This is a genomic window from Oceanobacillus sp. FSL W7-1293 (genome assembly GCF_037969815.1).
GTDB lineage: Bacteria > Bacillota > Bacilli > Bacillales > Amphibacillaceae > Oceanobacillus > Oceanobacillus oncorhynchi.
Genome location: NZ_CP150212.1, coordinates 1,129,549 through 1,151,167, shown reverse-complemented (window position 1 = coordinate 1,151,167; position 21,619 = coordinate 1,129,549). Strand labels below are relative to the sequence as shown.

At 38.8% G+C, this 21,619-nt stretch carries 23 protein-coding genes, 8 tRNA genes and 1 pseudogene; 3 read left to right on the top strand and 29 right to left on the bottom strand.

What is annotated here, in order from left to right:
• Positions 1-108 precede the first annotated feature (108 nt).
• Both MKY65_RS05745 and MKY65_RS05740 read left to right on the top strand, forming a co-directional pair.
• Positions 109-690 (top strand): NAD(P)H-dependent oxidoreductase, encoded by a 582-nt coding sequence (locus MKY65_RS05745; RefSeq protein WP_339183126.1) that lies wholly within the window; start codon positions 109-111, stop codon positions 688-690.
• A gap of 77 nt (positions 691-767) precedes the next feature.
• Positions 768-1,460, top strand: a pseudogene (locus MKY65_RS05740) (SDR family oxidoreductase); the annotation flags it as partial.
• Positions 1,461-1,627: 167 nt separating this feature from the next.
• Here the strand turns inward: MKY65_RS05740 and MKY65_RS05735 are convergent.
• From MKY65_RS05735 to MKY65_RS05680, 12 genes are all read right to left on the bottom strand, one after another.
• The gene (locus MKY65_RS05735; protein WP_339183124.1) at positions 1,628-1,837 is read right to left on the bottom strand and encodes a hypothetical protein; all 210 of its coding nucleotides are present in this window, start codon (positions 1,835-1,837) and stop codon (positions 1,628-1,630) included.
• A gap of 63 nt (positions 1,838-1,900) precedes the next feature.
• On the bottom strand, positions 1,901-2,359 hold the full coding sequence (locus MKY65_RS05730) for a GyrI-like domain-containing protein (RefSeq protein WP_339183122.1): 459 nt from the start codon (positions 2,357-2,359) through the stop codon (positions 1,901-1,903).
• Positions 2,360-2,632: 273 nt separating this feature from the next.
• Positions 2,633-3,220 carry a type 1 glutamine amidotransferase family protein gene (locus MKY65_RS05725; protein WP_339183120.1) on the bottom strand — a complete coding sequence of 196 codons (588 nt, stop codon included), beginning with the start codon at positions 3,218-3,220 and terminating at the stop codon, positions 2,633-2,635.
• A 560-nt stretch (positions 3,221-3,780) separates the two neighbouring features.
• Positions 3,781-3,864 (bottom strand) — tRNA-Leu (locus tag MKY65_RS05720).
• Between the two features lie 12 nt (positions 3,865-3,876).
• A tRNA-Leu gene (locus tag MKY65_RS05715) sits at positions 3,877-3,964 on the bottom strand.
• Between the two features lie 10 nt (positions 3,965-3,974).
• Positions 3,975-4,050: transfer RNA gene (locus MKY65_RS05710), tRNA-Lys, on the bottom strand.
• Between the two features lie 94 nt (positions 4,051-4,144).
• Positions 4,145-4,219 (bottom strand) — tRNA-Gln (locus MKY65_RS05705).
• A 7-nt stretch (positions 4,220-4,226) separates the two neighbouring features.
• Positions 4,227-4,303, bottom strand: a tRNA-Asp gene (locus MKY65_RS05700).
• Between the two features lie 28 nt (positions 4,304-4,331).
• Positions 4,332-4,403 (bottom strand) — tRNA-Glu (locus MKY65_RS05695).
• A gap of 16 nt (positions 4,404-4,419) precedes the next feature.
• Positions 4,420-4,510 (bottom strand) — tRNA-Ser (locus MKY65_RS05690).
• Between the two features lie 6 nt (positions 4,511-4,516).
• A tRNA-Asn gene (locus MKY65_RS05685) sits at positions 4,517-4,591 on the bottom strand.
• Between the two features lie 261 nt (positions 4,592-4,852).
• Positions 4,853-5,305, bottom strand: coding sequence for a SprT family protein (locus MKY65_RS05680; RefSeq protein ID WP_339183116.1), 453 nt, complete (start codon positions 5,303-5,305; stop codon positions 4,853-4,855).
• Between the two features lie 447 nt (positions 5,306-5,752).
• Here MKY65_RS05680 and MKY65_RS05675 point away from each other — a divergent pair, with 447 nt between their 5' ends.
• A complete protein-coding gene (locus MKY65_RS05675) occupies positions 5,753-7,246 on the top strand; it encodes a catalase (protein ID WP_339183114.1) in 1,494 nt (497 codons plus the stop codon).
• A 106-nt stretch (positions 7,247-7,352) separates the two neighbouring features.
• On the opposite strand, the gene MKY65_RS05670 is transcribed toward MKY65_RS05675, so the two are convergent.
• From MKY65_RS05670 to acpS, 17 genes are all read right to left on the bottom strand, one after another.
• On the bottom strand, positions 7,353-9,512 hold the full coding sequence (locus tag MKY65_RS05670) for a Tex family protein (RefSeq protein ID WP_339183112.1): 2,160 nt from the start codon (positions 9,510-9,512) through the stop codon (positions 7,353-7,355).
• A gap of 132 nt (positions 9,513-9,644) precedes the next feature.
• The gene (locus tag MKY65_RS05665) at positions 9,645-10,250 is read right to left on the bottom strand and encodes a SpoIIE family protein phosphatase (RefSeq protein ID WP_339183110.1); all 606 of its coding nucleotides are present in this window, start codon (positions 10,248-10,250) and stop codon (positions 9,645-9,647) included.
• A complete protein-coding gene (gene sigB, locus MKY65_RS05660) occupies positions 10,247-11,038 on the bottom strand; it encodes an RNA polymerase sigma factor SigB (RefSeq protein ID WP_339183108.1) in 792 nt (263 codons plus the stop codon). The genes MKY65_RS05665 and sigB overlap by 4 nt, the downstream gene beginning before the upstream one ends.
• Positions 11,010-11,486, bottom strand: a complete 477-nt coding sequence (gene rsbW / locus MKY65_RS05655; protein ID WP_042532436.1) for an anti-sigma B factor RsbW — start codon at positions 11,484-11,486, stop codon at positions 11,010-11,012. Before rsbW ends, sigB begins: the two co-directional genes overlap by 29 nt.
• Positions 11,486-11,818: an STAS domain-containing protein gene (locus tag MKY65_RS05650; protein WP_042532434.1), complete on the bottom strand. Its 333-nt coding sequence runs from the start codon at positions 11,816-11,818 to the stop codon at positions 11,486-11,488. Before MKY65_RS05650 ends, rsbW begins: the two co-directional genes overlap by 1 nt.
• Before the next feature lie 131 nt (positions 11,819-11,949).
• On the bottom strand, positions 11,950-12,963 hold the full coding sequence (locus tag MKY65_RS05645) for a PP2C family protein-serine/threonine phosphatase (RefSeq protein WP_339183104.1): 1,014 nt from the start codon (positions 12,961-12,963) through the stop codon (positions 11,950-11,952).
• Positions 12,964-13,146: 183 nt separating this feature from the next.
• On the bottom strand, positions 13,147-13,548 hold the full coding sequence (locus tag MKY65_RS05640; protein ID WP_042532430.1) for an anti-sigma regulatory factor: 402 nt from the start codon (positions 13,546-13,548) through the stop codon (positions 13,147-13,149).
• A gap of 3 nt (positions 13,549-13,551) precedes the next feature.
• Positions 13,552-13,908 carry an STAS domain-containing protein gene (locus tag MKY65_RS05635; RefSeq protein ID WP_339183102.1) on the bottom strand — a complete coding sequence of 119 codons (357 nt, stop codon included), beginning with the start codon at positions 13,906-13,908 and terminating at the stop codon, positions 13,552-13,554.
• 5 nt (positions 13,909-13,913) lie between these two features.
• The gene (locus MKY65_RS05630; protein ID WP_339183099.1) at positions 13,914-14,783 is read right to left on the bottom strand and encodes an RsbT co-antagonist protein RsbRA; all 870 of its coding nucleotides are present in this window, start codon (positions 14,781-14,783) and stop codon (positions 13,914-13,916) included.
• Positions 14,784-15,071: 288 nt separating this feature from the next.
• Complete coding sequence (gene ssuE, locus MKY65_RS05625) at positions 15,072-15,608, bottom strand: NADPH-dependent FMN reductase (protein WP_339183096.1); 537 nt, start codon at positions 15,606-15,608, stop codon at positions 15,072-15,074.
• Between the two features lie 613 nt (positions 15,609-16,221).
• Positions 16,222-16,935, bottom strand: a complete 714-nt coding sequence (locus tag MKY65_RS05620; protein WP_042532423.1) for an HAD family hydrolase — start codon at positions 16,933-16,935, stop codon at positions 16,222-16,224.
• A 167-nt stretch (positions 16,936-17,102) separates the two neighbouring features.
• Entirely contained in the window at positions 17,103-17,237 is a 135-nt protein-coding gene (locus MKY65_RS05615; RefSeq protein WP_339183093.1) for a hypothetical protein, read from the bottom strand.
• Positions 17,238-17,364: 127 nt separating this feature from the next.
• Positions 17,365-17,727 (bottom strand): type II toxin-antitoxin system PemK/MazF family toxin, encoded by a 363-nt coding sequence (locus tag MKY65_RS05610; RefSeq protein ID WP_042532419.1) that lies wholly within the window; start codon positions 17,725-17,727, stop codon positions 17,365-17,367.
• A gap of 5 nt (positions 17,728-17,732) precedes the next feature.
• Positions 17,733-18,020 carry a hypothetical protein gene (locus MKY65_RS05605; protein WP_042532417.1) on the bottom strand — a complete coding sequence of 96 codons (288 nt, stop codon included), beginning with the start codon at positions 18,018-18,020 and terminating at the stop codon, positions 17,733-17,735.
• 471 nt (positions 18,021-18,491) lie between these two features.
• Positions 18,492-19,529, bottom strand: coding sequence for an outer membrane lipoprotein carrier protein LolA (locus MKY65_RS05600; RefSeq protein WP_339183089.1), 1,038 nt, complete (start codon positions 19,527-19,529; stop codon positions 18,492-18,494).
• A 63-nt stretch (positions 19,530-19,592) separates the two neighbouring features.
• Positions 19,593-21,110, bottom strand: coding sequence for an NAD(P)H-hydrate dehydratase (locus MKY65_RS05595; protein WP_339183087.1), 1,518 nt, complete (start codon positions 21,108-21,110; stop codon positions 19,593-19,595).
• An 83-nt stretch (positions 21,111-21,193) separates the two neighbouring features.
• The gene (acpS, locus tag MKY65_RS05590; protein WP_339183084.1) at positions 21,194-21,550 is read right to left on the bottom strand and encodes a holo-ACP synthase; all 357 of its coding nucleotides are present in this window, start codon (positions 21,548-21,550) and stop codon (positions 21,194-21,196) included.
• Between the last annotated feature and the right edge of the window lie 69 nt (positions 21,551-21,619).

Below are 21,619 nucleotides of genomic sequence, written 5' to 3'. Positions count from 1 at the left end.
GCCTTCTTCACAAAAAGAAACTTTAGGTTTATTATAACTCTTGTAATCAAATTAATACAAACTTATGATTTGATTCATTTCATATATATTTATACGGAGGGTTAAAACATGACTAGAATTGGTATTATTACAGGAAGCACACGTGATGTACGTGTTAATTTACAAGTGGCAGAATGGATTAAAGATTTTGCAGATAATAAAGATGTGGATGCAGAATTTGAAATTGTTGATATAAAAGAAAGCGGGCTGGGACGTTTCAACGAAGCAATTCCGCCGCTTATGACAAATAAAGAATACGCAACAGAAGAACAAAGTGCATGGTCAAGAAAAATTGATTCGTTTGACGGGTTTATTTTTGTCACACCGGAATATAATAAAAATTTCCCTTCTGGCCTTAAGGATCATTTAGATTATTTAGGTTCGGAGTGGCATCATAAAGCAGCAGGCATCGTAAGCTATGGCTCTACGCTTGGTATCGCAGCTTCTCTTGCACTGCGTACAACGTTATCTAATTTAAAAGTAGCTACAGTTGAACCACAAGGCGCATTCAGCTTATTTAATGACTTTGAGAACATGGCAACTTTCGCACCAATGGAAGTGCATAAACCAAGATTTGGCGAAATGATTGATGATGTTGTTGCTTGGTCCAATGCCCTTAAATCTGTGAGAAAAGAAAAGGCCCTTGTATAAGTAAATCGTAAAAAAATCATTTATCCTAAATAATAATGGAAAAGAGGAGAGTGTAAAATGAAACTGACAAACAAAAAATAGTTATTATTGGCGGCTCCTCTGGTATTGGATTAGAAACAGCGAAATTAGCTGTTGAGCAAGGTGCGGAAGTAGTAATTGCCGGCCGTTCTGAAGAAAAATTACAACAAGCAAAAGCAGAAATCGGTTCTGAAGTAACAACGTATAGCCTGGATTTCACCATTGAAAAAGAGGTTCAAGCATTTTTTTACAAAATTGGAAAACTTGATTCGCTAGTGGTGACCGCAGGAATTGCGACCTATGGAAACTTCCTTGAAACGGATACTGCGCAGGATCGTCAATTGTTTGACGGGAAGTTCTGGGGACAGTATCATGCTGCAAAATATGCTGCACCAAATCTTCCTGAAGATGGTTCCATTACACTCTTCTCCGGAGTCGTAGCATTTAAAGCGATTGAAGGTGCTTCTGCACTTGGCGCCGTTAATGCTGCAATATCCAGCCTAGGCCAAACATTGGCGTTGGAATTGGCACCCATCCGAGTGAATGTTGTTTCTCCTGGGGTCATCGACACACCATCACGTTATGGCATGCCTGAAGAAGAACGAAAAGCATTCTATGACGCCATTGCAGAACAATTGCCGCTCAATCGTGCCGGCCAGCCAGAAGATGTAGCTGAAGGTGTTATTTATTTACTGCGTAATCACTTTTCCACTGGAGAGATCCTTCACGTGGAAGGCGGACACAGGTTGATTTACTCAAATAGGATACAGATAAAGAAATCCTATCCGCTTATGCTGCAGGGGGTTATCAAAGAACGGTTTTTACTTTCTTCGGAAAAGAATAAGCACTCACTTCGATTATTGGAAGGAGTGCTTGTTTTATTTCAGCGGGTTAAAGCCTTTGACATAATGTTTAACAATTAATGTATCTTCTCTTTGGATTTTGATACAAGATACACTAGAGGGCCGCCAAAAATCAATCCAGCTGCGCACGTGCCTAAAAATACAGCTGTATATGAGATTAATTCAATCTCTCTTCCTAAAAAATAATCAATTATGATACGGCCAATGGTTATAATTGCGGGAAATGCAAGCGACCAAAACAAGATAATTTTTAATCCTTTTGACACATTATCCCTCCACAACAAACTTATAATTCTTCATATACCTATCAACTAAAAAAGATTTATAACCTACTTTATAGGTATTAAAATTTCAAAATCAGATTCTCCATTTAAATATTTTTCATGCTTTATTGGTAATTCATCATAATAATCAACACCTTCTTCTTTAAAAGGTGTATAATCGCTTTCTTTTATCCATTTCATTATGTTTTCATAAGTACCTTCAATACTTTCACCATTATACTTTGCTACTAGATAGGTCATTTCAGGTATATTAATCTCAACCATGTTATCAAGCAGAGGTTGCTTGTCCTGTACTTCATAAACAGAATAGTAAGTAAAACCATCTGGTCGAAGGTGATAAGATAAACCGAGCCTTATTCCAGGATTCACAGGATAATCAAACTCTTTCACTCTGCTCATTGAGTTTTCAATCACCGTTTTTATCGTTTCAAAATCAGTAAAAGAAACATCGCATTTCAAACCCATTGCACGATATGCCGGAAGCGTTTTAATTTCATATTCCATATTATGCTTAAAGCTCCTCTCTTATTAGTAATAAAATACTACTTTTTTTCAACCTACTATAATGAACGGCCTTATGTCAATGTAAACGATCAACAAAAGAAATCGCTTACTAGATAAAAAAGGGGGGCAATTCACCAGTCACTCTTCTTCCAACAATGACCAAAAAATGTTCAGTTACATCTGTATATTCTTCTCGACAAATACTGGACTGATTCAGGCAAAAAAAGCACACATTTTACATTGATTAAACAATCCATTTCAAGCAAAAATGAACTAAAATGGACCCCCATATTTTTCACAATAATGATAAAATCCATACTTATACATATACATCATTCTTTTAATGTTTTCAGAAGTATCAAATGCAACCAATTCCAAAACTAAATGCGTAAATTCAATAGGAGCTGTTCCGTTTGCAGTGACTAAATTTTTATCTTTTACTGCTTGCTGCTGAAAAAAACTGCTCTTAGCATGATAATTCTCATAGTCATTCCAAGCATCAACAGAATTCCCCGTATGATTATAATCATTTAGAAAACCATTTTTTGCTAAATAGTCAACTCCACCGCATATAGCACCTAGAGGTATATTATTTTGAAATGCAGTTTTGATTAAATGGAAAAGCTTTTTATGATCATTATTCCATGTATTCCCGCCTACCATTACCAATAGATTAAAATCCTCAGGTTCCGAACCAATGATATAATCGACAGCAGTTTTAAAACCGCCAATGGAACTTACCGTATCCTCTAAAGAAATCGTATGAACCGACCAATCCTCACTCTGATTTAATGTTGATGATAAATAAGCACCTTCCCAATCTGCGTATTCGTCCAGGATAAGAAATAAAGCCTGTTTCATAAGCATCACACCACCCGTTAATAATTTACAACCTTGCAGTGATTGCCTCATTTAACTCATTTATAAAATCGCTACATTCTTATTTATTAAAGTAATTATACCAAAAAAGATTTATATTATGAATATTATAAATTTTTTATTGAGCTGGTTTATTGGGTTTACATTCTTTCAAGTCAATATGTTCCAGCAACTAGAGATATTTTTAACAGGCGCATCGAAAAATTGGTGAACACGTTAACCTTGAAGCTATCTACTGACATGATTTAAGGTATTCTCCCGTTGCTTTACTAGTTCCTCAAGGCGAAGAACACGTAACCTTTAAAGAACGCCTGGGTCGCTCATCCATTACTATGATAATTAATGTTTAGTTGTTCTCTAGTAAGCAAAGAGAAACTGCTGATAAATTAGATGATTTATTCTAAATCCAAACATTGCGATTTTACCATATATTTACATGGCATCGAAATGGCATCAGTAAAACAAAAAAGCACCCATAGAATGAGTGCATAAAAAAATATCAAAGGTCTGGAACCCTTGATATGACTGGTTTTTACATATGATGCGGTCGGTGGGATTTGAACCCACACGGGTTATTCACCCACCAGGCCCTCAACCTGGCGCGTCTGCCATTCCGCCACGACCGCATGATATAAAAATGGTGCGGATGAAGGGAGTCGAACCCCCACGTCCTTAACGGACACTGGAGCCTGATTCCAGCGCGTCTGCCAATTCCGCCACATCCGCAAAATAAAAATGGTGAGCCATGAAGGATTCGAACCTTCGACCCTCTGATTAAAAGTCAGATGCTCTACCGACTGAGCTAATGGCTCCTATATATGACAGGTCATTATTTATAGTCCCTATCAATAAAAAAATACTATTATCTGTAATAGTATTATCATGTATTCCTTCTAAAAAAGAAAATGGCTGGGCCACCAGGATTCGAACCTGGGGTACACGGGATCAAAACCCGATGCCTTACCGCTTGGCTATGGCCCAACTATAATGGCGGTCCGGACGGGACTCGAACCCGCGACCTCCTGCGTGACAGGCAGGCATTCTAACCAACTGAACTACCGGACCAATTATTTATTTTGATTTCTTAGAAAGATGACCCGTACGGGATTCGAACCCGTGTTACCGCCGTGAAAGGGCGGTGTCTTAACCGCTTGACCAACGGGCCATTATGAAAATTAAAATGGCGGAGAAGGAGGGATTTGAACCCTCGCGCCGCTTACACGACCTACACCCTTAGCAGGGGCGCCTCTTCAGCCACTTGAGTACTTCTCCAAATAATGGCTCCACAGGTAGGATTCGAACCTACGACCGATCGGTTAACAGCCGATTGCTCTACCACTGAGCTACTGTGGAATATAAAAGTAATCAGTCACTATCTATGTAATATCCTAATTACGCAACAACAAGAAATATCATACAATATATCCTGTTTTTTGTCAACAAAAACTGTTAAATTTCTTAAAAAGTTTTTTTGCTTAGAGAGTTATTCAAAAATCCAAGCCATTCGACAAAGCTGCAGACAGGACATTCGCAATGAATGAAAACTGTCATTTCATATCAGCTACATTAATTTATCATGGATAATATTATTCGTCAATACTTAATTGAAAAAAATTAAATCAGATGTAATTTCCCCCTGCATTTTCCACATCGGTACCTGGATACATCCACTTTCCTTACTCTTTTATAAACCATTTTACATTTTTGGCATTCATATGTATGCCGGTAACGCTGCTGATTCGAAGGAAGCTGTTTACAATGACGGGGAGAGCCTGTTTTTGCAAGCAATTCTCTAAAATCTTTATCCCGATGCTGGTAACCTTTTCCTTCAATATGCAAATGATAATGACAAAGCTCGTGCTTTATAATCCCGTGAAACTCTTCCTTATCAGATTCCAGTACATATTTGGGATTCAATTCAATTAATCGTTTACTCGGGATATATCTTCCGCCAGTTGTCCGCAGACGGGAGTTAAATCGTACTTTGTCCATAAACGTTTTATTAAAGAAAGCTTCTGACAACTGGTTAACTAACTGATACAATTCTTCATCCGGCATTGGGTTCATACGTTTCATCCTCCAACATAAAAGAACATTTCATTATTTTAATATTTTTCTTACCTTCCTTAACCATTCCAAAACGTACCTCTTTTATTATACGCCATCAGAAATTTCAACAAAAACTGTTTAACTGATGACAACTTATTTTAACATAAAGAAGGAGCTATCGGAACATTTATTCTCTATATAATACTACCTCATTCCTCTTATTTATTCTCATTTACAAAACGTAATTGAGAAAGAGTAGAATCATTTATTCAATATATTATTTTATTTTAAAAGAAAACAGCATGTTGCTAGTATTTGTTTAGAAATACGACTTTAACCGGCAAGAAAGACTTCTATATAAGATTAAAAAAATGTCATTCAAATTAAACAAGAATATTAATAGCAATCTACTATTTATTATGTTATTATAATAATTGTATTTAATATATAGGAGGGAAACTATCTATGAGTGAAAAAAGAAAAATGACCACTGCATTTGGCGCTCCTGTTCCAAATGATGATGATTCTAAAACGGCCGGTAAACGTGGTCCATTATTAATGGAAGATTTTTGGTTTCTTGAAAAGCTTGCACACTTTGATCGTGAAGTAATTCCTGAGCGCCGTATGCACGCAAAAGGATCCGGAGCTTATGGAACATTAACGATTACTAACGACATTACTAAATATACAAAAGCAAAAGTCTTCTCTGAAGTCGGGAAGAAAACAGACATGTTTATCCGTTTCTCTACCGTAGCTGGGGAACGCGGAGCTGCTGATGCAGAACGCGATATCCGCGGTACTGCGATGAAATTCTACACAGAAGAAGGAAACTGGGACTTAGTCGGTAATAATACGCCTGTATTCTTTATGAGAGACCCTAAACGTTTCCCAGATTTAAACCACGTTGTAAAACGTGATCCAAAAACAAATATGAAGAATGCTGATGCAAACTGGGATTTCTGGTCTAATTTACCAGAAGCACTTCATCAGGTAACTGTTGTTATGTCTGACCGCGGGATTCCAAAATCTTACCGCAACATGCACTTATTCGGAAGCCATGCATACAGCTTATATAATGAAAATAACGAGCGCGTATGGGTGAAATTCCACTTCAGAACACAGCAAGGTATCGAAAACCTTACAAACGAAGAAGCTGCAAAAGTTGTCGGTGAAGACCGCGAAAGTCACCAACGTGATTTGTATACTGCTATTGAAGAAGGAAACTTCCCTAAATGGAAAATGTACATTCAGGTTATGACTGAAGAAGAAGCTAAAAATATGCCTTACAATCCATTCGATTTAACAAAAGTATGGTACAAAGATGAATTCCCGCTTATCGAAGTTGGCGAATTAGAACTGAATAAAAACCCGGAAAACTATCATGAAGAAGTAGAACAGGCTGCATTTGCTCCTACAAACATTGTTCCTGGCATTGGTTTCTCTCCAGATAAAATGTTGCAAGGCCGTCTATTCTCTTATGGAGATGCACAGCGCTACCGTCTAGGCGTGAACCACTGGCAAATCCCTGTTAACTATCCGAAAAACGCGAAAAACTTCCACCCATATCATCGTGACGGTGCAATGCGTGTTGTCCCTTACACTGGCGGACAAGTCAGCTACAGCCCGAACCAATATGGAGAATGGGAAGACAGCAAAGAGCATCAGGAGCCTGCATTACAGCTGGGTACAGATGTAGATGCTGATTACTTTGATTTTGATGAGGACGACGCGTTTTACTACGAACAGCCTGGTAAGCTATTCCGCTTAATGTCTGATGAGCAGAAACAAGCTCTTTTCCAAAATACAGCGGATGATATTGCTCCAGCAACAAAATCAGTAAAACTTCGTCACATCAATAATTGCTATAAAGCTGATCCAGAATACGGAAAAGGCGTTGCAGAAGCAATTGGCATCTCTCTTGATGAAGTGGAAGCTGCTAACGAAGAATCTGTAAAATAATAGCAAATAAAAAAGACCTCTCCTAATCTAAGGCGAGCGTCTTTTTTTATGGTTGAAAAAGGGGAACTTCCCAGCATGGAAGCTCCCTTATCTTATTTATATATCTTTATTGAATCATTGAAAGCGCGATTCTTCCTTTTTGAACATTTACATCATCGACCCAGACGGTGACTACATCACCAACAGAAGCGACATCCATGGGATGCTTGACGAACTGCTTGGACATCTTAGAGATGTGCACAAGACCGTCCTGTTTAACACCAATGTCAACGAAGACTCCAAAATCAACCACATTCCGCACCGTTCCCTGAAGCTCCATGCCAGGTTTTAAATCTTCCATATTCATGACATTTTTCTTTAATAGCGGCTGTGGAAAATCATCACGCAAGTCACGTTCCGGTTTGCTTAATGCCTCTAGAATGTCCTCTAATGTAGGCAAACCAATCTCCAATTCATCTGCGACTGCCTGCTTGTCTATTCCTTCTATCTTTTGCTGTAAGGGCGCTGTCCCTAAAGCTTGCTCATCAAAGCCAAGCTTATTCAATAATGCTTTCACATGTGGATAGCTTTCCGGATGGATTGGAGTACGGTCAAGCGGCGTGTCCCCATCTACAATTCTCAAGAAGCCAATGGCCTGCTCGTATGTTTTCGCTCCAAGCCTTGGTATTTTCTTTAATTGCTTGCGGCTGGTAAATTTCCCTTCCTCTTCCCGTTTTTTGATCACATTATTTGCAACGGTTTTACTTAAACCAGATACATACTGCAGAAGCGAAGAAGAAGCTGTATTCACATTAACACCGACTTGGTTAACCGCTGTTTCCACAACGAACGTCAATGAATTGGACAGCTCTTTTTGACTGACATCATGCTGATATTGACCAACTCCGATAGACTTCGGATCAATTTTCACCAGCTCGGCTAATGGGTCCTGTACCCGTCTTGCAATAGATACTGCACTTCTTTCTTCTACTTGTAGATCAGGGAATTCCTCTCTTGCTAGAGCGGAGGCAGAGTACACACTTGCTCCTGCTTCATTTACAATAATATACGGAATATCCAGCTTGTTATTTGTTAATACATCTGAAATAAATTGCTCTGTTTCCCGTGATGCTGTACCATTTCCAATTGCAACCAGCTCTACATCAAATTGATTTATTAAGCTGATAACCACCTTCTCTGCGCCCTTCACATCTTTCTTTGGAGCAGTCGGGTAAATCACATGGATTTGATGGACTTTCCCCGTTTCATCCACAATCGCAAGCTTACAGCCAGTACGAAAAGCCGGGTCCACTCCTAAAATGACTTTCCCTTTTAATGGCGGCTGAAGTAGTAGATTCCTTAAATTAACAGAGAAAACTTCAATTGCCTGTGCTTCCGCTTTTTCTGTAAGTGCACTGCGGATTTCTCTTTCCACGGAGGGTTCAATCAACCTTTTATAACTGTCCTCTACAGCTGCTGTTAATAATTCCTTCATATACTGCGGGCACGTTTTTTTAATTACCTTTTTCTCTAAATAGGCAATTATTTTATCCACAGGCGGTTCTACCTGTACTTTTAAAATTCCCTCTTTTTCTCCGCGGTTAAGCGCAAGAATACGATGGGAAACTAATGAGCGAACCGTTTCACTATATTCATAATACATCTCAAAAATCTGTTTTTCATCTGCTGCTTTATTTTTCTCTTCAGATTGGATGGTTCCTTGCTTCATCGTGGCATCACGAATAAATTCACGGTAAGCCGGTTCATCAGAAATCCATTCTGCGATAATATCATTTACTCCCTGAAGCACCTCTTCTACGGTGTTTAGCTCATGTTCTTCAGAGAAATACTGTGTAGCTTCCTGTTCTAAATCAAGTGATTCGCTCTGCTCCCAAATAGCTTGGGCAAATGGCTCTAACCCTTTTTCCTTTGCGATAGTAGCTCTTGTACGGCGTTTTTGTTTATAAGGGCGATACAGGTCTTCTACTTTTTGAAGCTGCGTCGCTTTTTCAATGTCGTTTCTTAATTCATCTGTCAGCTTACCTTGTTCTTCAATGATACGAAGTACTTCTTGTTTTCGTTCAGACAGGTTAAGGACATATGTCCACCTATCCTGTATCTCTTTTATTTTCACTTCATCCAATCCGCCAGTTGCTTCTTTCCGATATCTTGCAATAAACGGAACAGTATTCCCTTCATTTAAAAGAGAAATCACTTTCGAAACAGTGTTTCCTTGAATATTGGTATCTTTTGATACGATTGCAATTAATTTTTCATCTGCACTCACTGTTGCTTCTCCTCCTTACTCTATGTTCTATTGTATCAAATTAAACGTGCCAGTGCTTTCTGACACAACAAAAAAAGATTGATTTATAATCAATAACAAATGAATCCATGTTCATGTTATTGTGATTATAAATCAACCTTTTACTCCTTTGTATCTAATTGCCAGTAATGTTGTGTCATCCTGTCTGTTACCGTCACAATGCTGTGCATACGTCTCCGTAATCTGCTCTACATTATAGTCTTTAAAATAATACGCAGATAACTCTTTATCTTTTACGCCGTCTGAAAATACAATGAAATTTGTTCCATCGGTTAATTTTTCCGTCATAGCCTTTACGCCTCGGTAACGAGATCCCAAATATCCAGAGCTTGGAATATTTCGCTTTTTCTTACAGCCTTGCTCCAAAACAATAATCCCTATATTTCCAATGGAGGAAAAAGTAAAGGTTTGATCGATGAAGTCTAATTTTAAAATCCCCATCACTGCACCACGCATGCCAAGCAATTTTTTATTGCATAAATCAACAATTTCTTTCACTGTTTTAAACTTATGCTCCTTCACAATATCGATTACTGCCTGTGAGGATTCTTTTGCAATTGCTCCGCTTCCAAGACCATCCGCGAGCACTCCCAGAAACATATGGTCTTCTTCTATAAAAAAGTAACTGTCTCCACATAAATGATTACCTTTTTTAGATTGTTGATAGACGGAAACATCGACATATTTACCGGAAATCAATCGAATACCTCCGTACTTTCTGTTTGCATCGTTTCTCGCAATTTGCGGAGCGCTCGTCTTTGAAGCCGTGAAACATGCATTTGAGAAATACCCAGCATTTCACCTGTTTCTTTCTGACTCATGTTTTTAAAATAGGTACATTCTAAAATAAGCTGCTCCCGTTCTGATAAAACAGGGAGAATTTTTTCAAGAATCATTTTTTGTTCCAAGTTCTTAAGACTATTGTCTTCGTTACCAATTAAGTCCAATATAGCAACAGTGCTGCCGTCTGAATCAGCTTCAATTTTATGGTCAACTGATAAAGCTTTATAGCTTTTACTCATTTCCATTGTTTCTAAAACTTCTTCTTCCGGTACACCAATGTGTTCTGCAATTTCTTGTATGGTAGGAGATTTTTGATTTTTAGTCGTTAGTTCATCAGCACTTTTGCGGATTTTTGGTCCCAATTCTTTAATACGACGAGGCACATGGACACTCCATGTCTTATCTCGTATAAATCGCTTTATTTCACCAATAATGGTTGGGATAGCGAAAGACTCAAACGACTTACCATATGACGGATCGTACCTCTTAACTGCCCCAAGCAATCCAATCATGCCGACTTGTACAAGGTCTTCATGAATAGCGCTATTTTTGGAGTACTTCCTGGCAATAGATCCAACGAGATTCTGATAAGTTAAAACAATCTTTTCCTGTAATTCTTCATTTGTTGGATCTTCCTGAAGTGTACTTATCCATTGGTAAACCTCATCTCCCCCTCTATTGAATGGTTGAGATTTGGTCGTCATCCATGTCCACCTCTTCTTCTCTATTATATTTAGTCATAATAACCATTACACCATATTTATTGTTGATTTTTACTTCGTCCATAAGTGCTTCAATCAGGAATAGGCCAAACCCTCCTTCCCGGATTTTTTCAACAGGTTCATCGGATTGATAAGGCCCTGTACCGTTCTTTACTTCTTCTAAATCAAAGCTTCCTCCGCGATCAGCTACCATAATTTCCATCCGGTCTTCATACAGGCCGAAGCCAACAGTGATTTCACCAGATTCTTTTTCTTCATAAGCATGCTCTACAGCATTTGTAACTGCTTCAGAGATAGCTACTTTTAAATCTTCAATCGCATCATAGGAAAAGCCCATCCGGTTGGCAACTCCCGATAAAGTTAGACGCATCACTCCAATATACTCCGCTTTCGCCGGTACTTTCATCTCTATATAATCAAATGCTTCCATCACTCATTGCCACCTCGAATCGCTGCTTTGATCTCTATAATTTCACTAAGTCCGGTAATCTCAAAAATACGAAAAACCCGATCTTGCACATTTTTCAACGTATAATGGCTTCCGCTTTCCTTAGAGGCTTTCAAAGCGCTGACAAACACTCCTAAACCGGTACTGTCCATATACTGCACATTTTCTAAATCTACTTCGATTTCATTGCCGCTCTCTCTCATTAACGGCATTAATGTTTCTTTCAGCTCCGGAGCTGTGTATGCATCAATTTCTCCGCTCACTTCTAAAACTTTTACATTACTGTCTTCTTGTACATTTACTGATAAATTCATAATAACCCCCTCTGCCATCCAGATATAAGATTAGATGACTATACATTATAAATTCATTTTCTCTATAACTTTGAAACGAAATTTACTCATCTAGAATAAACTATTATATTGTATTCCCTGCATTTATTTCTTTAAACCTCTTTACGAAGAACAATTAATGTAAAATCATCCCTCAATTGAAAATCCTGCAGTTTTTCAAAATACTGGTACACATTTTCTACCAGCTCCTGTGCCGGTAAATCAATATATTTTCGGATGACTTCCAACAATTCTTCTGTTTCAATAAACCGGTCGCCGTCTCTGCACTCGGAAACACCATCTGTCAGAAAGATAATCAGGTCATCCTTCTGAATTGCTAATTCATATTCCTGATAAGCAGCATCCGGCATCACGCCGAGTACAATCCCTTTCGCATGAACCTCTTCAAATTCTTCCGTTTCTGCACGGAAAATATATCCCGGCTCATGCCCTGCGGAAGATAATCTTAATTTACTTTCCGCCGGCAAATAATGTGCATAACACATCGTAATAAACATACTGGGATCAATATTTCTTTCTACTACACGATTTAGGTTTTCTAATACTTTATTGGGTGACATTGTCGCTTCTGGATAACTGTCCATTGCATATTTGATCATCGACATACACAGTGCTGCCGGTATTCCTTTTCCAACGACATCCGCAATGGCAATCCCGATTGTCCCATTGCTTCCTTTTGTGAAATGATGATAATCTCCGTTCATCTGATGAGCAGGAACACTAATCACACCGATATCTAACCCGCTTACTTCCGGCCTTTGCGTTCCAAGCAAGGTTTTTTGCATATTCGCCGCAACAGAAATTTCAGAAGTCAGCACATCTTTTTCCTGTCTTAAATAATCAACTTCCTGCAATGCCAATCCATAGAAAACCGTAGCTTCTAATAAAAATTCCATCGACAGCTTATATTCCTCCAATAATTGAGGATAAATCCGCTCCATTGCTTGAATATGCAAATTGATTAATTCTTCCGGCAAGATATTCTTTTTAATAAAAGCTTTGCTGATTAATTCAAGGTCATACAATGATTTCTCATCTTGTGTTTCAATATATTTTTGTAATAATTTCTGGTATTTTACAGTATTCTTTCTGATCGTTTCTTCCACTATGGTTACTCCCCCCTTATTCCAAAGAACCTTTTATTCTTTTTTAAGGCTTTCCCCGAGCTGGTAAACCGGTGTTTCGTGCTTTCTGCACACAGCTGTTTTCTCTTTCTTTTTTTCGCACCTGGCTTACCAATGGCATGTACTGTATAAAATAAGGAAGGGTGCTAAAATAAAGGGATTATATTATCTGATCCATTTAATCGCTTTGATTTTAGTTCCTTCCCCTGCTGCGGATTCAATATCAAATTCATCCATCAAGCGTTTTACCCCGGGCAGTCCAGCACCAAGCCCTCCAGAGGTCGTATAGCCATCCTGCATGACACGGCTTATATCTTTTATTCCTGGACCAGTGTCCACAGCTGTCATTAATATTCCTTTTTGACTGTTCGTATAGATGTACTCAAAACAAACCTGTCCATTTTTAGCATATAAATAAATATTGCGAGCTAATTCAGATACTGCGGTAGCAATCCTTGCCTGATCAACTGTTCCAAAGCCGATTTCTTTTGCCATTTCCCGTCCGAGCTGTCTTGCTCCAACAATATCCCACTCTTTATGAATGTTGACACAGGATCTTGGGTTCATATATTAATCCCCCAATTCCTGATGTAACTTCACTAAACCTTGTTCTAAATCTAAAGCTGTCGGGACATTTTGCAAGTGTATTCCCAAGTCAATTAATGTCATTGCAACAGCTGGCTGAATTCCAGTTAATACAACACGCGCCCCCATTAAATCCGACATGGACACAACATCACCAAGTACTTTTGCAATAAAAGAATCAATGATATCAACAGATGTCAAATCAATCACAACACCTGTTGCACCTGTTTTATGAATTTTTGCTAATAAATCTTCCTGAAATTTAATAGCCGTTTGATCATCGATCTCCGTCTGAATAGAAATCAGCAAATAATTGTGCAGTTTTAAAATAGGTATCCGCATTTTCTCTATTCCCCCTTAAGAGCATTCATTATTTCATCAATGCCTTGGTTTTTGGAAGGCAAATCTACAACAGTTCTTCCAGTTATTTCAAGCGCTCTGGTAAAACCTTTCTTCAGAGAACTTCTGGTAGGGAATTTACTTAAATCAATCCCTATATTTATAATCGTTTGAGCAATTTCCGGACGGATGCCTACAAGAATACATGTAGATCCAATCAGTCTGACCGCTTCCGCTGCCTGAATAATATGATGTGCTACCATGGTGTCCACAACAGGAACACCCGTAATATCTATTAAGACAACTTCGGAGTTATGCTTGATTGCCCCCTCCAGTAAATTCTCCATAATCAATTTCGCTCTGTCCGTATCAATGGTTCCAATCAACGGCATGACGGTTATCCCTTCCATAACAGGGATCAACGGTGCAGATAGTTCCTGTAATGCTACCCGCTGCAAAGATAATATATTTTCCCAGCTTCCTGAATACTCATTGACGAGCTGTCGGATCAATGGTTCTATCCATTCATCTACGCTTGTTAAGACATTTGAAAAATGATTGGAATCTACTTGGTCTGCCTGCTTCAGTAAAAATTCAATCGTAACACGACGAAAAACCTGCAGCCCATCGGTTATATAACTGAGCGGCCAGCCAAGGTTGATCATTTTCTCCGAGAATTCCTCCACTACTTTCGAAGACCCTTGATTTTGGATACTTGTAAAAATAACATTCACAAATTCGCGGTTGGTATTCTCATAGAGTTCATCAGATATACTCGCTGTATAATTCCCTGATTTTATTCTCCCTACTTCATCCATCCAACTATCAACAATAGAATCACTATTACTGATCATTAATTCTTTCAGATTTGCATCCATTCCCTGATACCTCCAAATTCTAAGCATTTTTACATATTAATACAAACTTCTACAAAACTCCAGTCAAAATACTTTTGTATCAGCCTCTTCTAAGTATACAGAAACTACTATTCCCATTTTACCTCAATTGTACCATATATCAAATAAACACAGCATTTTTTCAAGTTACACTATCCACTCCCCCGCATACATGCTTCTATTATTTTCTCATTTTATTGACAAAAGCTCCCTCATTAAAAAAAGGCCTGCTTAGCTGCAGACCCTTTTATGTATTGAAAAAAGAACCAGTTAAACAAATTCTTTTCGTTTTAAATTCCCCAGGAAATAATCCAATTGTTTATGTGTCCGAGTAATCATGGCTTCATCCAGGATTGGATTATCCTTGGTTTTATCAACTTCACTATCCTGAAAATATAACCCTTTTAAGGTTTGGCTTTTTAACGTAGCAAGCAGCGGCTTTAAGGCATAATCTAATGCTAATAAATGCGAGAGGCTTCCCCCTGTCATAACAGGCAGTGAAACCGTCCCCCGTAAAACATCCTGGGGCATTAAATCAAATAATGACTTTAGGATGCCTGAATAGGAGGCTTTATAGACAGGACTCCCGACGATGACCCCGTCTGCCGCTTCCAAATCCCCGGCAATCTCTTTGATTTTCGGACTTTGGAAGTTCGCATACAGCAAATCTTCTGCTTCTACATCTCTGACGGATATATGCTTTACACGAAACCCTTGCTGCTCCGCCAATTCACCTAAATAATAAAGAACGCGTTCTGATCTGGATAATGTTGAAGGACTTCCTGATATAACAACAATTGTACTCACAAATATTCTCCTTCCTTTATATAGCATAACCCTACGAAACCAATATACTTCTAATCAGCCTTCCCGATTTGCCGTTTCTTTTTTATTATGATTGGAAGAAATATTAACGCCAAAATTTCTACTGAGCACATCATATGCATATTCACGACGAAAAAATCCTTCCCTCGTAATTTTTAAGCTTTCTTAGTTCTCTCTTTCCTTCTATCCATCACCTAACAGATATTTTGAGTTTTTTAAATTTTCATTTTAGAAAAAACTATTTTTTTGCTGAATAGTGTACTATTTTCCATAGTTGCAGCGTTCTTTTCTTATTTATATTTGAGTATCCCCAGTATTTTACACAGATTTATAAATTGAATATTAGTATATCATCCTATTCCTCTCACTACAATAGGTATTATTATAAATAATTTATGTAAGGACTTATTCTTCGTGTCCAAAAAGACCGATAATCAGAATCAAGAAGTTTGGCATATCATTATATAGAAAATTTCAATATTCACTTTGAAGCAGTATCCTTTACCGGAATACTTCCCTTGAGTTTACACAAAAAGAGCCTTGAGGAATCCCTCAAGGCTCTATATGATGAAATTACTTTCATTAACCTAATCCATTATGTGCTTAGCGTCTCTTCCCGAAAAAATGTATATAGCTCTGCTGCACTGGTTACTGTTTTATCTGCTTTTATTCTTCCTTCCGGTTCTTCCCTCTGTCGATGGTTCATCCAGACGGCATGCCAGCCTGCCTGTTTGGCACCGACAATATCATTAGCAAAGGAGTCGCCGACATACACTGTATTTTCTTTCTTTAAACCCAGCTTATCCTCCATGAATTGAAACGCTGCTGTGGATGGTTTCGCATGCCCTATTGTTTCAGAAATAAATAAACGCTCTTCCGGGATCCACTTGTTCAGCTTTAACTGTTTGATTTTCATTGCCTGATGTCCTTCCGCACCATTTGTCATTACAGCTAATTGCTTCTGACTCGCTGAAAGATAATCCAGGAGCTCAACCACTTCATCAAATAACTCTATTTTTCCTTGTTCTTGGACGTAGCTGTCCTGAAATTCTAAAGCCTGCTCTGCTGTTATCTGTATTCCTATTTCTGCGCAAGCATCTTTGATTCGCCGGATATGCATTTCTTCCATTGTAATTTTACCTGCTACCTGATCATCAAATAGCGCATCGCTATGTTTGCGACTTAATAGATAAAGATGATTTAACTCCGCTTCCGACAAAGCCACGTTCAACATTTTTTTACATGTTTTTCGAAATGTCGCAGCCTGGTCATATAATGTATCATCCATATCAAAAATGATTGTATCCATCGTTATCAACCTCCACCTTCATTCCTTTTCATTTTACTATATCTTTTAACGAAGGAGAATAATTTCTTAAAACATCGGTATTCTTGCCAAGGAGATGTCTGTTACAACGGTCTTATTACTATCTGCTTTTATCAAATAAATCCCTGCAGAAAAAACGAACTTCTATTTCACCCTCTGGGCATAAGTGCGACTTTAGCTCTGTCTGCGCCTGTCGGCTTGCCAATCGCTAAGTCTTCTTTAAAGGAGAGGAGCTCGGAATCTATGGAAAACGGAGTATATTTTTGAGACTTGAGATTATTCACCCTATGGACCCCCGTTAGAGCTTCCTCCTCCAACTTTTTATATGCTTTCCTTTCTTTCTCCAAAGAAACTTCATTAAAAAAGACTGCCCTGATATAAGGACAGTCTTTTTTACGCATCAGAAAAGTATTAATTATTACTGTAAACATCTCGTAAGCCAAGGCTTATTTCTAATGATTGATTGATTTTTTCCATCATTTCTTTATCTAATTTTGTAATTTTATCCGTTAACCGCTGCTTATCTAACGTGCGAATTTGTTCCAACAGAATAACTGAATTCCGGTCAAACCCATAACGTTTTGCATCAATCTCTACATGCGTAGGCAACTTAGCCTTTTGAATTTGCGCGGTAATGGCCGCCACAATCACAGTCGGACTAAATCGGTTGCCTATATCATTCTGAAGAATAAGAACCGGTCTCACACCGCCCTGTTCTGAGCCAACTACAGGGGATAAGTCAGCAAAATAAACCTCGCCTCTTTGAACGATCACAAGTGTTACACCCCGATCACAGAGCGCTCTAGAGTTATTTCAGCCTCTTCTTCAGCTTGAAAAGCCTCTGAAGCAATCGTCAGATTAATTCTTGCCATTTCCTCATATCCGCGCTGCATCGTTTCATGAAAACGCTGGAGGTGTTCTTCTTTTTTATGGTTTAAATAAATTTGAGTTGCTTCACAAATGAAATCACTTAAGTCAGAGCTATTCTCATATTTCATTAATCCATCCACCTCACTCAGCAAATTTTTCGGTATTTTCACTAAAATTTCTTCTTTATTTTCAGCCAAAACCAAGCACCCCCGCCAACAATTAACGTTCGTTATTCAATTTAATATTATGATAGCATTGTGAACATACTTTTGCAAAGGGGTTATGGCGAATTTGTAAAAAAATCATGTAAATTTGTCGTTTTAAACCTTAAATTTTGTGGTATTTATATTATTTGAAGTGTTAAAAATGAGCGTTTTTTCCCTTACGCTGCTTTCCCTCCGGCTTCTTGACTGCCGCTTAGGAAAATACTCCGCTAAACAATATATTTCTTCATTAAATTTTCATTTTATGTTCAAAAATGAAAGAACGTTCACCAAGCCTTGAAATTTTCATTCGATTCTTTCTTATCCTTTAGCTGATTTATGCAACGAAATAAATACCTGTCTATTAATTATATGCCAATATGTTAAAATCATACCTCTAAACTGGAAATGGGACATACAAAAGCAGACTCCGTTTTCAGAGAGCCTGCTTTTGTATTAACCGTATCATTTTGTTAACTGTCCTTGGACAGATTGTGCTACTTCAATCATTTCTTCCTTCGTCAGCTCTGTACTTGCCAATTGATAATCAACGCCCTGATAACTCCATTTTAAAACATTATCTTCCAACCCAGCAACAGTAGCTCCCAGATTCACAATATCTCCATTGACTACTTCTGGAGCTGAGCTCACTGGAGCAGCTTCTCTGATTTCTTGAACAAGCGTAAAGTTCTTCTCTCCCTCAAAGGTTGTAATAATTCGTTCTCCATCCTCCAGGGAAACTTCTTGCTTATCCGCCATTTCCGCTCCAGCTGTAAACGTAGGATACAGCTCCCGGACTTCCTGCGCAGCTGTTTCTACAGCTTCTCCCTCTTCTGCACCAGCACTTTCCTCATCTGTTTCCTGCTCCATGTTTTTCTCCATCGTAAAATCATCTTCTGCAAATGTTGCATCTAAATCGAAACCATGAAAAGTGACATTAACCAGCGGCTCCCCATCTTGATTTAACACATTGACCATTGCCGGTGTATAACTGGATTTGTCAAAGTAAATTTCTTGAGCCGGTAAATTATTGTTGCTTTGATAATTTGTTTTCGTCCGGAAAATATAATGGTCTTCCGTTGTTTCAAATTGCGCTTCTGGATCGTTTAATACATCATTGACAAGTGATTGAAGCAAATACGGCTGACTGCTATTCTCTGGCCAGTCCGATTGGAATTTGAAACTTTTTTCCAAAGCTGGCGTTAACACAAAAACACCATCCATATTTTTCAAAATGACTTGACTTTCATTCTGCTCTGCTTCATTTTCCAGCTTCACGCGATATTGATCATCTGCCTGATACCATATATCAATCAAAAATGTTTGTTCCTGCTCTCCTGTATTCATCGTCATATCCGCCGTTGCTTTGTATCCCTCTAAATCGGCAACTGTCTCCTGCAATTCCTCCACAACATCTTCCTGCGTTTTTTCTCCACATGCTGCCAGCACCAGACTCAATGCACCTAATAGTAAAACGACACTGAAAAAACGTCTATTTATCATCAGCATATCTCCCTTGTCTCATTTAACAAAGGGAACGATTTGTTAACAGTACGTCACACCTTTTTAGGAAGAAAATGTACGGATTGCCTTTGGAATGCCTTGAATGACATCCCCCGCCAGCAAATCCTGTTCCGAGTGTTCTGCTTGGACTAGTAAGTCTGCAGATTTTCCGTGCAAGAAGCAAGCATTATTTATCCCTGCAAAAATTGATATGCTCTGCATAACCATTGCTAAAATCATTCCGGTCAGTACATCCCCGCTGCCACCCTTAGCAAGGCCGGGGTTCCCGCTTGATTCCACGGTCTGGTTCCCATCCGGATCAGTAATAATGGTCTGCTTTCCTTTCAACACAAGATAGCAGTTCAAACGCTTGGCAAATTCAGAACTATGCCGGAAAGGCTCCATAAGTAAGTCAGAGACAGATATATCCATTAAAGCAGCAAGTTCACCTGGATGAGGTGTTAAAATCAGCGGAGCCTGTCTTGATTCGAAATCTGCTGCATAGGCTTTCAGATGATAAAGACCATCTGCATCGATAACGATTGGTCCTTTATACTTGAGCAATGCCGGAAAAATGCCTTTGGCCGTTTCCTCGTTTCTGCCCAGACCAACGCCAACAGCAATCGCATCAAAACCAGACAAGTCAATGTTATCGATTCCCGTGATACAGCCATCTGTTTCGGATGCACTAATATACATAGCCTCCGGGTTATTTCCAGCAATCATGGAAATCACATTTTTCACAGAAGCCGTTGTTAATAACCCTGCTCCTGTCCGCAAAGCAGCTTTTGTTGTCATCAGAACGGATCCCGGCATCGGCTCACTACCGCCAATAATCAGCCCTTTTCCATGATCTCCTTTATGGGAATTGACGCCCCGCTTTGGAAAAGCTTCCTGAAAATCGGCTGTTGTCCACAAGCGTTTTTTTGTGTGCACTTGGAATAGTTTTTCAGGGAAACCAATATCCGCTACAATCCATTCACCATAATAAGAAGACGTTTGCTGACAGACAGCCGATTGTTTTACCGCTCCTACCATAATCGTTGCATCTGCTTCAATAGCCTGAAAATCCGGGAAGCCTTCCTCTGCCGGCAGCCCAGTTGGTATATCGATGGAAATAACATACGCATCTTGTTTATTCACCTGTCTCGTTACAGTTAAGATATCGCCTCTTAACCCGCCGCGCACACCGATACCAAGCATCGCATCAATAATCACATCAGCCTCTGCAAGAACTGTATCTGCTGTCCCTTCATTACAACCCGCCACCTGGCCACCAAATTGACGATAAATCTCCTTATGGCAAGCTGCATCACCTGTGATTTTCTTGTCCGGTGCAACCTGGATCACCTTGATAGCGTAACCTGCTTCTTCAAGCACACGGGCAATGACAAAGCCATCTCCGCCATTATTTCCGCCGCCAATTAAAATAACTGTCTTATCTTCTTTAGTTATCCGCTTTTTTATTTCTCTGCTCGCTTCTCTCCCTGCATTCTCCATGAGTATCTTTCCATCAAGACCCATCGTTTGAATAGTTTCTCGGTCAATCTTGTACATTTCTTCCGCGGTAACAATATACAAATTCGTTCCCTCCCACCGCAATAAAATATATGAGACAAACTATGCGATTATGCATTTTTAGAATACTGTCATTTTACTTTATCCTATCTCTTTTCTAATAAAACCTGTGCAACAGCATACTCCTTGCTGTGAGATATAGACACGTGGATAGAGATCTCCTCCATCCCCTCTGCCTGCATCTCCGGCGCTCCATTGGCATGATTTCTAATTTCGATTTGTTGAAAGCTTAATTTTCCAATCCCAGTTCCATTTGCTTTAGACAGAGCTTCCTTTGCAGCAAAACGCCCTGCTGTATACTCCACGCGCCGGTGAGGAGCTAACTGCTCTGCCTGGTCCAGCTCTCTGCTGGTTAATACACGTTCTAAAAAACGATTATTTTTTTCAAGTAATCGTTTGATTCTTGCTAATTCAATGATATCCACACCGATTCCAAGTATCATGGTCACTGCTCCTAAAAATTTTTCTATATATAGTAACACCTTTATAATGGTCATAATCTGTATTATTTC

Excerpts from the sequence above, each read along its gene's own strand:
- MKY65_RS05745 (WP_339183126.1), top strand. The coding sequence starts at position 109 with ATGACTAGAATTGGTATTATTACAGGAAGCACACGTGATGTACGTGTT.
- MKY65_RS05730 (WP_339183122.1), bottom strand. The coding sequence starts at position 2,359 with ATGGAATATGAAATTAAAACGCTTCCGGCATATCGTGCAATGGGTTTG.
- MKY65_RS05725 (WP_339183120.1), bottom strand. The coding sequence starts at position 3,220 with ATGAAACAGGCTTTATTTCTTATCCTGGACGAATACGCAGATTGGGAA.
- MKY65_RS05680 (WP_339183116.1), bottom strand. The coding sequence starts at position 5,305 with ATGAACCCAATGCCGGATGAAGAATTGTATCAGTTAGTTAACCAGTTG.
- MKY65_RS05675 (WP_339183114.1), top strand. The coding sequence starts at position 5,753 with ATGAGTGAAAAAAGAAAAATGACCACTGCATTTGGCGCTCCTGTTCCA.
- sigB (WP_339183108.1), bottom strand. The coding sequence starts at position 11,038 with ATGACGACCAAATCTCAACCATTCAATAGAGGGGGAGATGAGGTTTAC.
- rsbW (WP_042532436.1), bottom strand. The coding sequence starts at position 11,486 with ATGGAAGCATTTGATTATATAGAGATGAAAGTACCGGCGAAAGCGGAG.
- MKY65_RS05650 (WP_042532434.1), bottom strand. The coding sequence starts at position 11,818 with ATGAATTTATCAGTAAATGTACAAGAAGACAGTAATGTAAAAGTTTTA.
- MKY65_RS05640 (WP_042532430.1), bottom strand. The coding sequence starts at position 13,548 with ATGAACCCAAGATCCTGTGTCAACATTCATAAAGAGTGGGATATTGTT.
- MKY65_RS05635 (WP_339183102.1), bottom strand. The coding sequence starts at position 13,908 with ATGCGGATACCTATTTTAAAACTGCACAATTATTTGCTGATTTCTATT.
- MKY65_RS05630 (WP_339183099.1), bottom strand. The coding sequence starts at position 14,783 with ATGGATGCAAATCTGAAAGAATTAATGATCAGTAATAGTGATTCTATT.
- MKY65_RS05620 (WP_042532423.1), bottom strand. The coding sequence starts at position 16,935 with ATGGATACAATCATTTTTGATATGGATGATACATTATATGACCAGGCT.
- MKY65_RS05600 (WP_339183089.1), bottom strand. The coding sequence starts at position 19,529 with ATGATAAATAGACGTTTTTTCAGTGTCGTTTTACTATTAGGTGCATTG.
- acpS (WP_339183084.1), bottom strand. The coding sequence starts at position 21,550 with ATGATACTTGGAATCGGTGTGGATATCATTGAATTAGCAAGAATCAAA.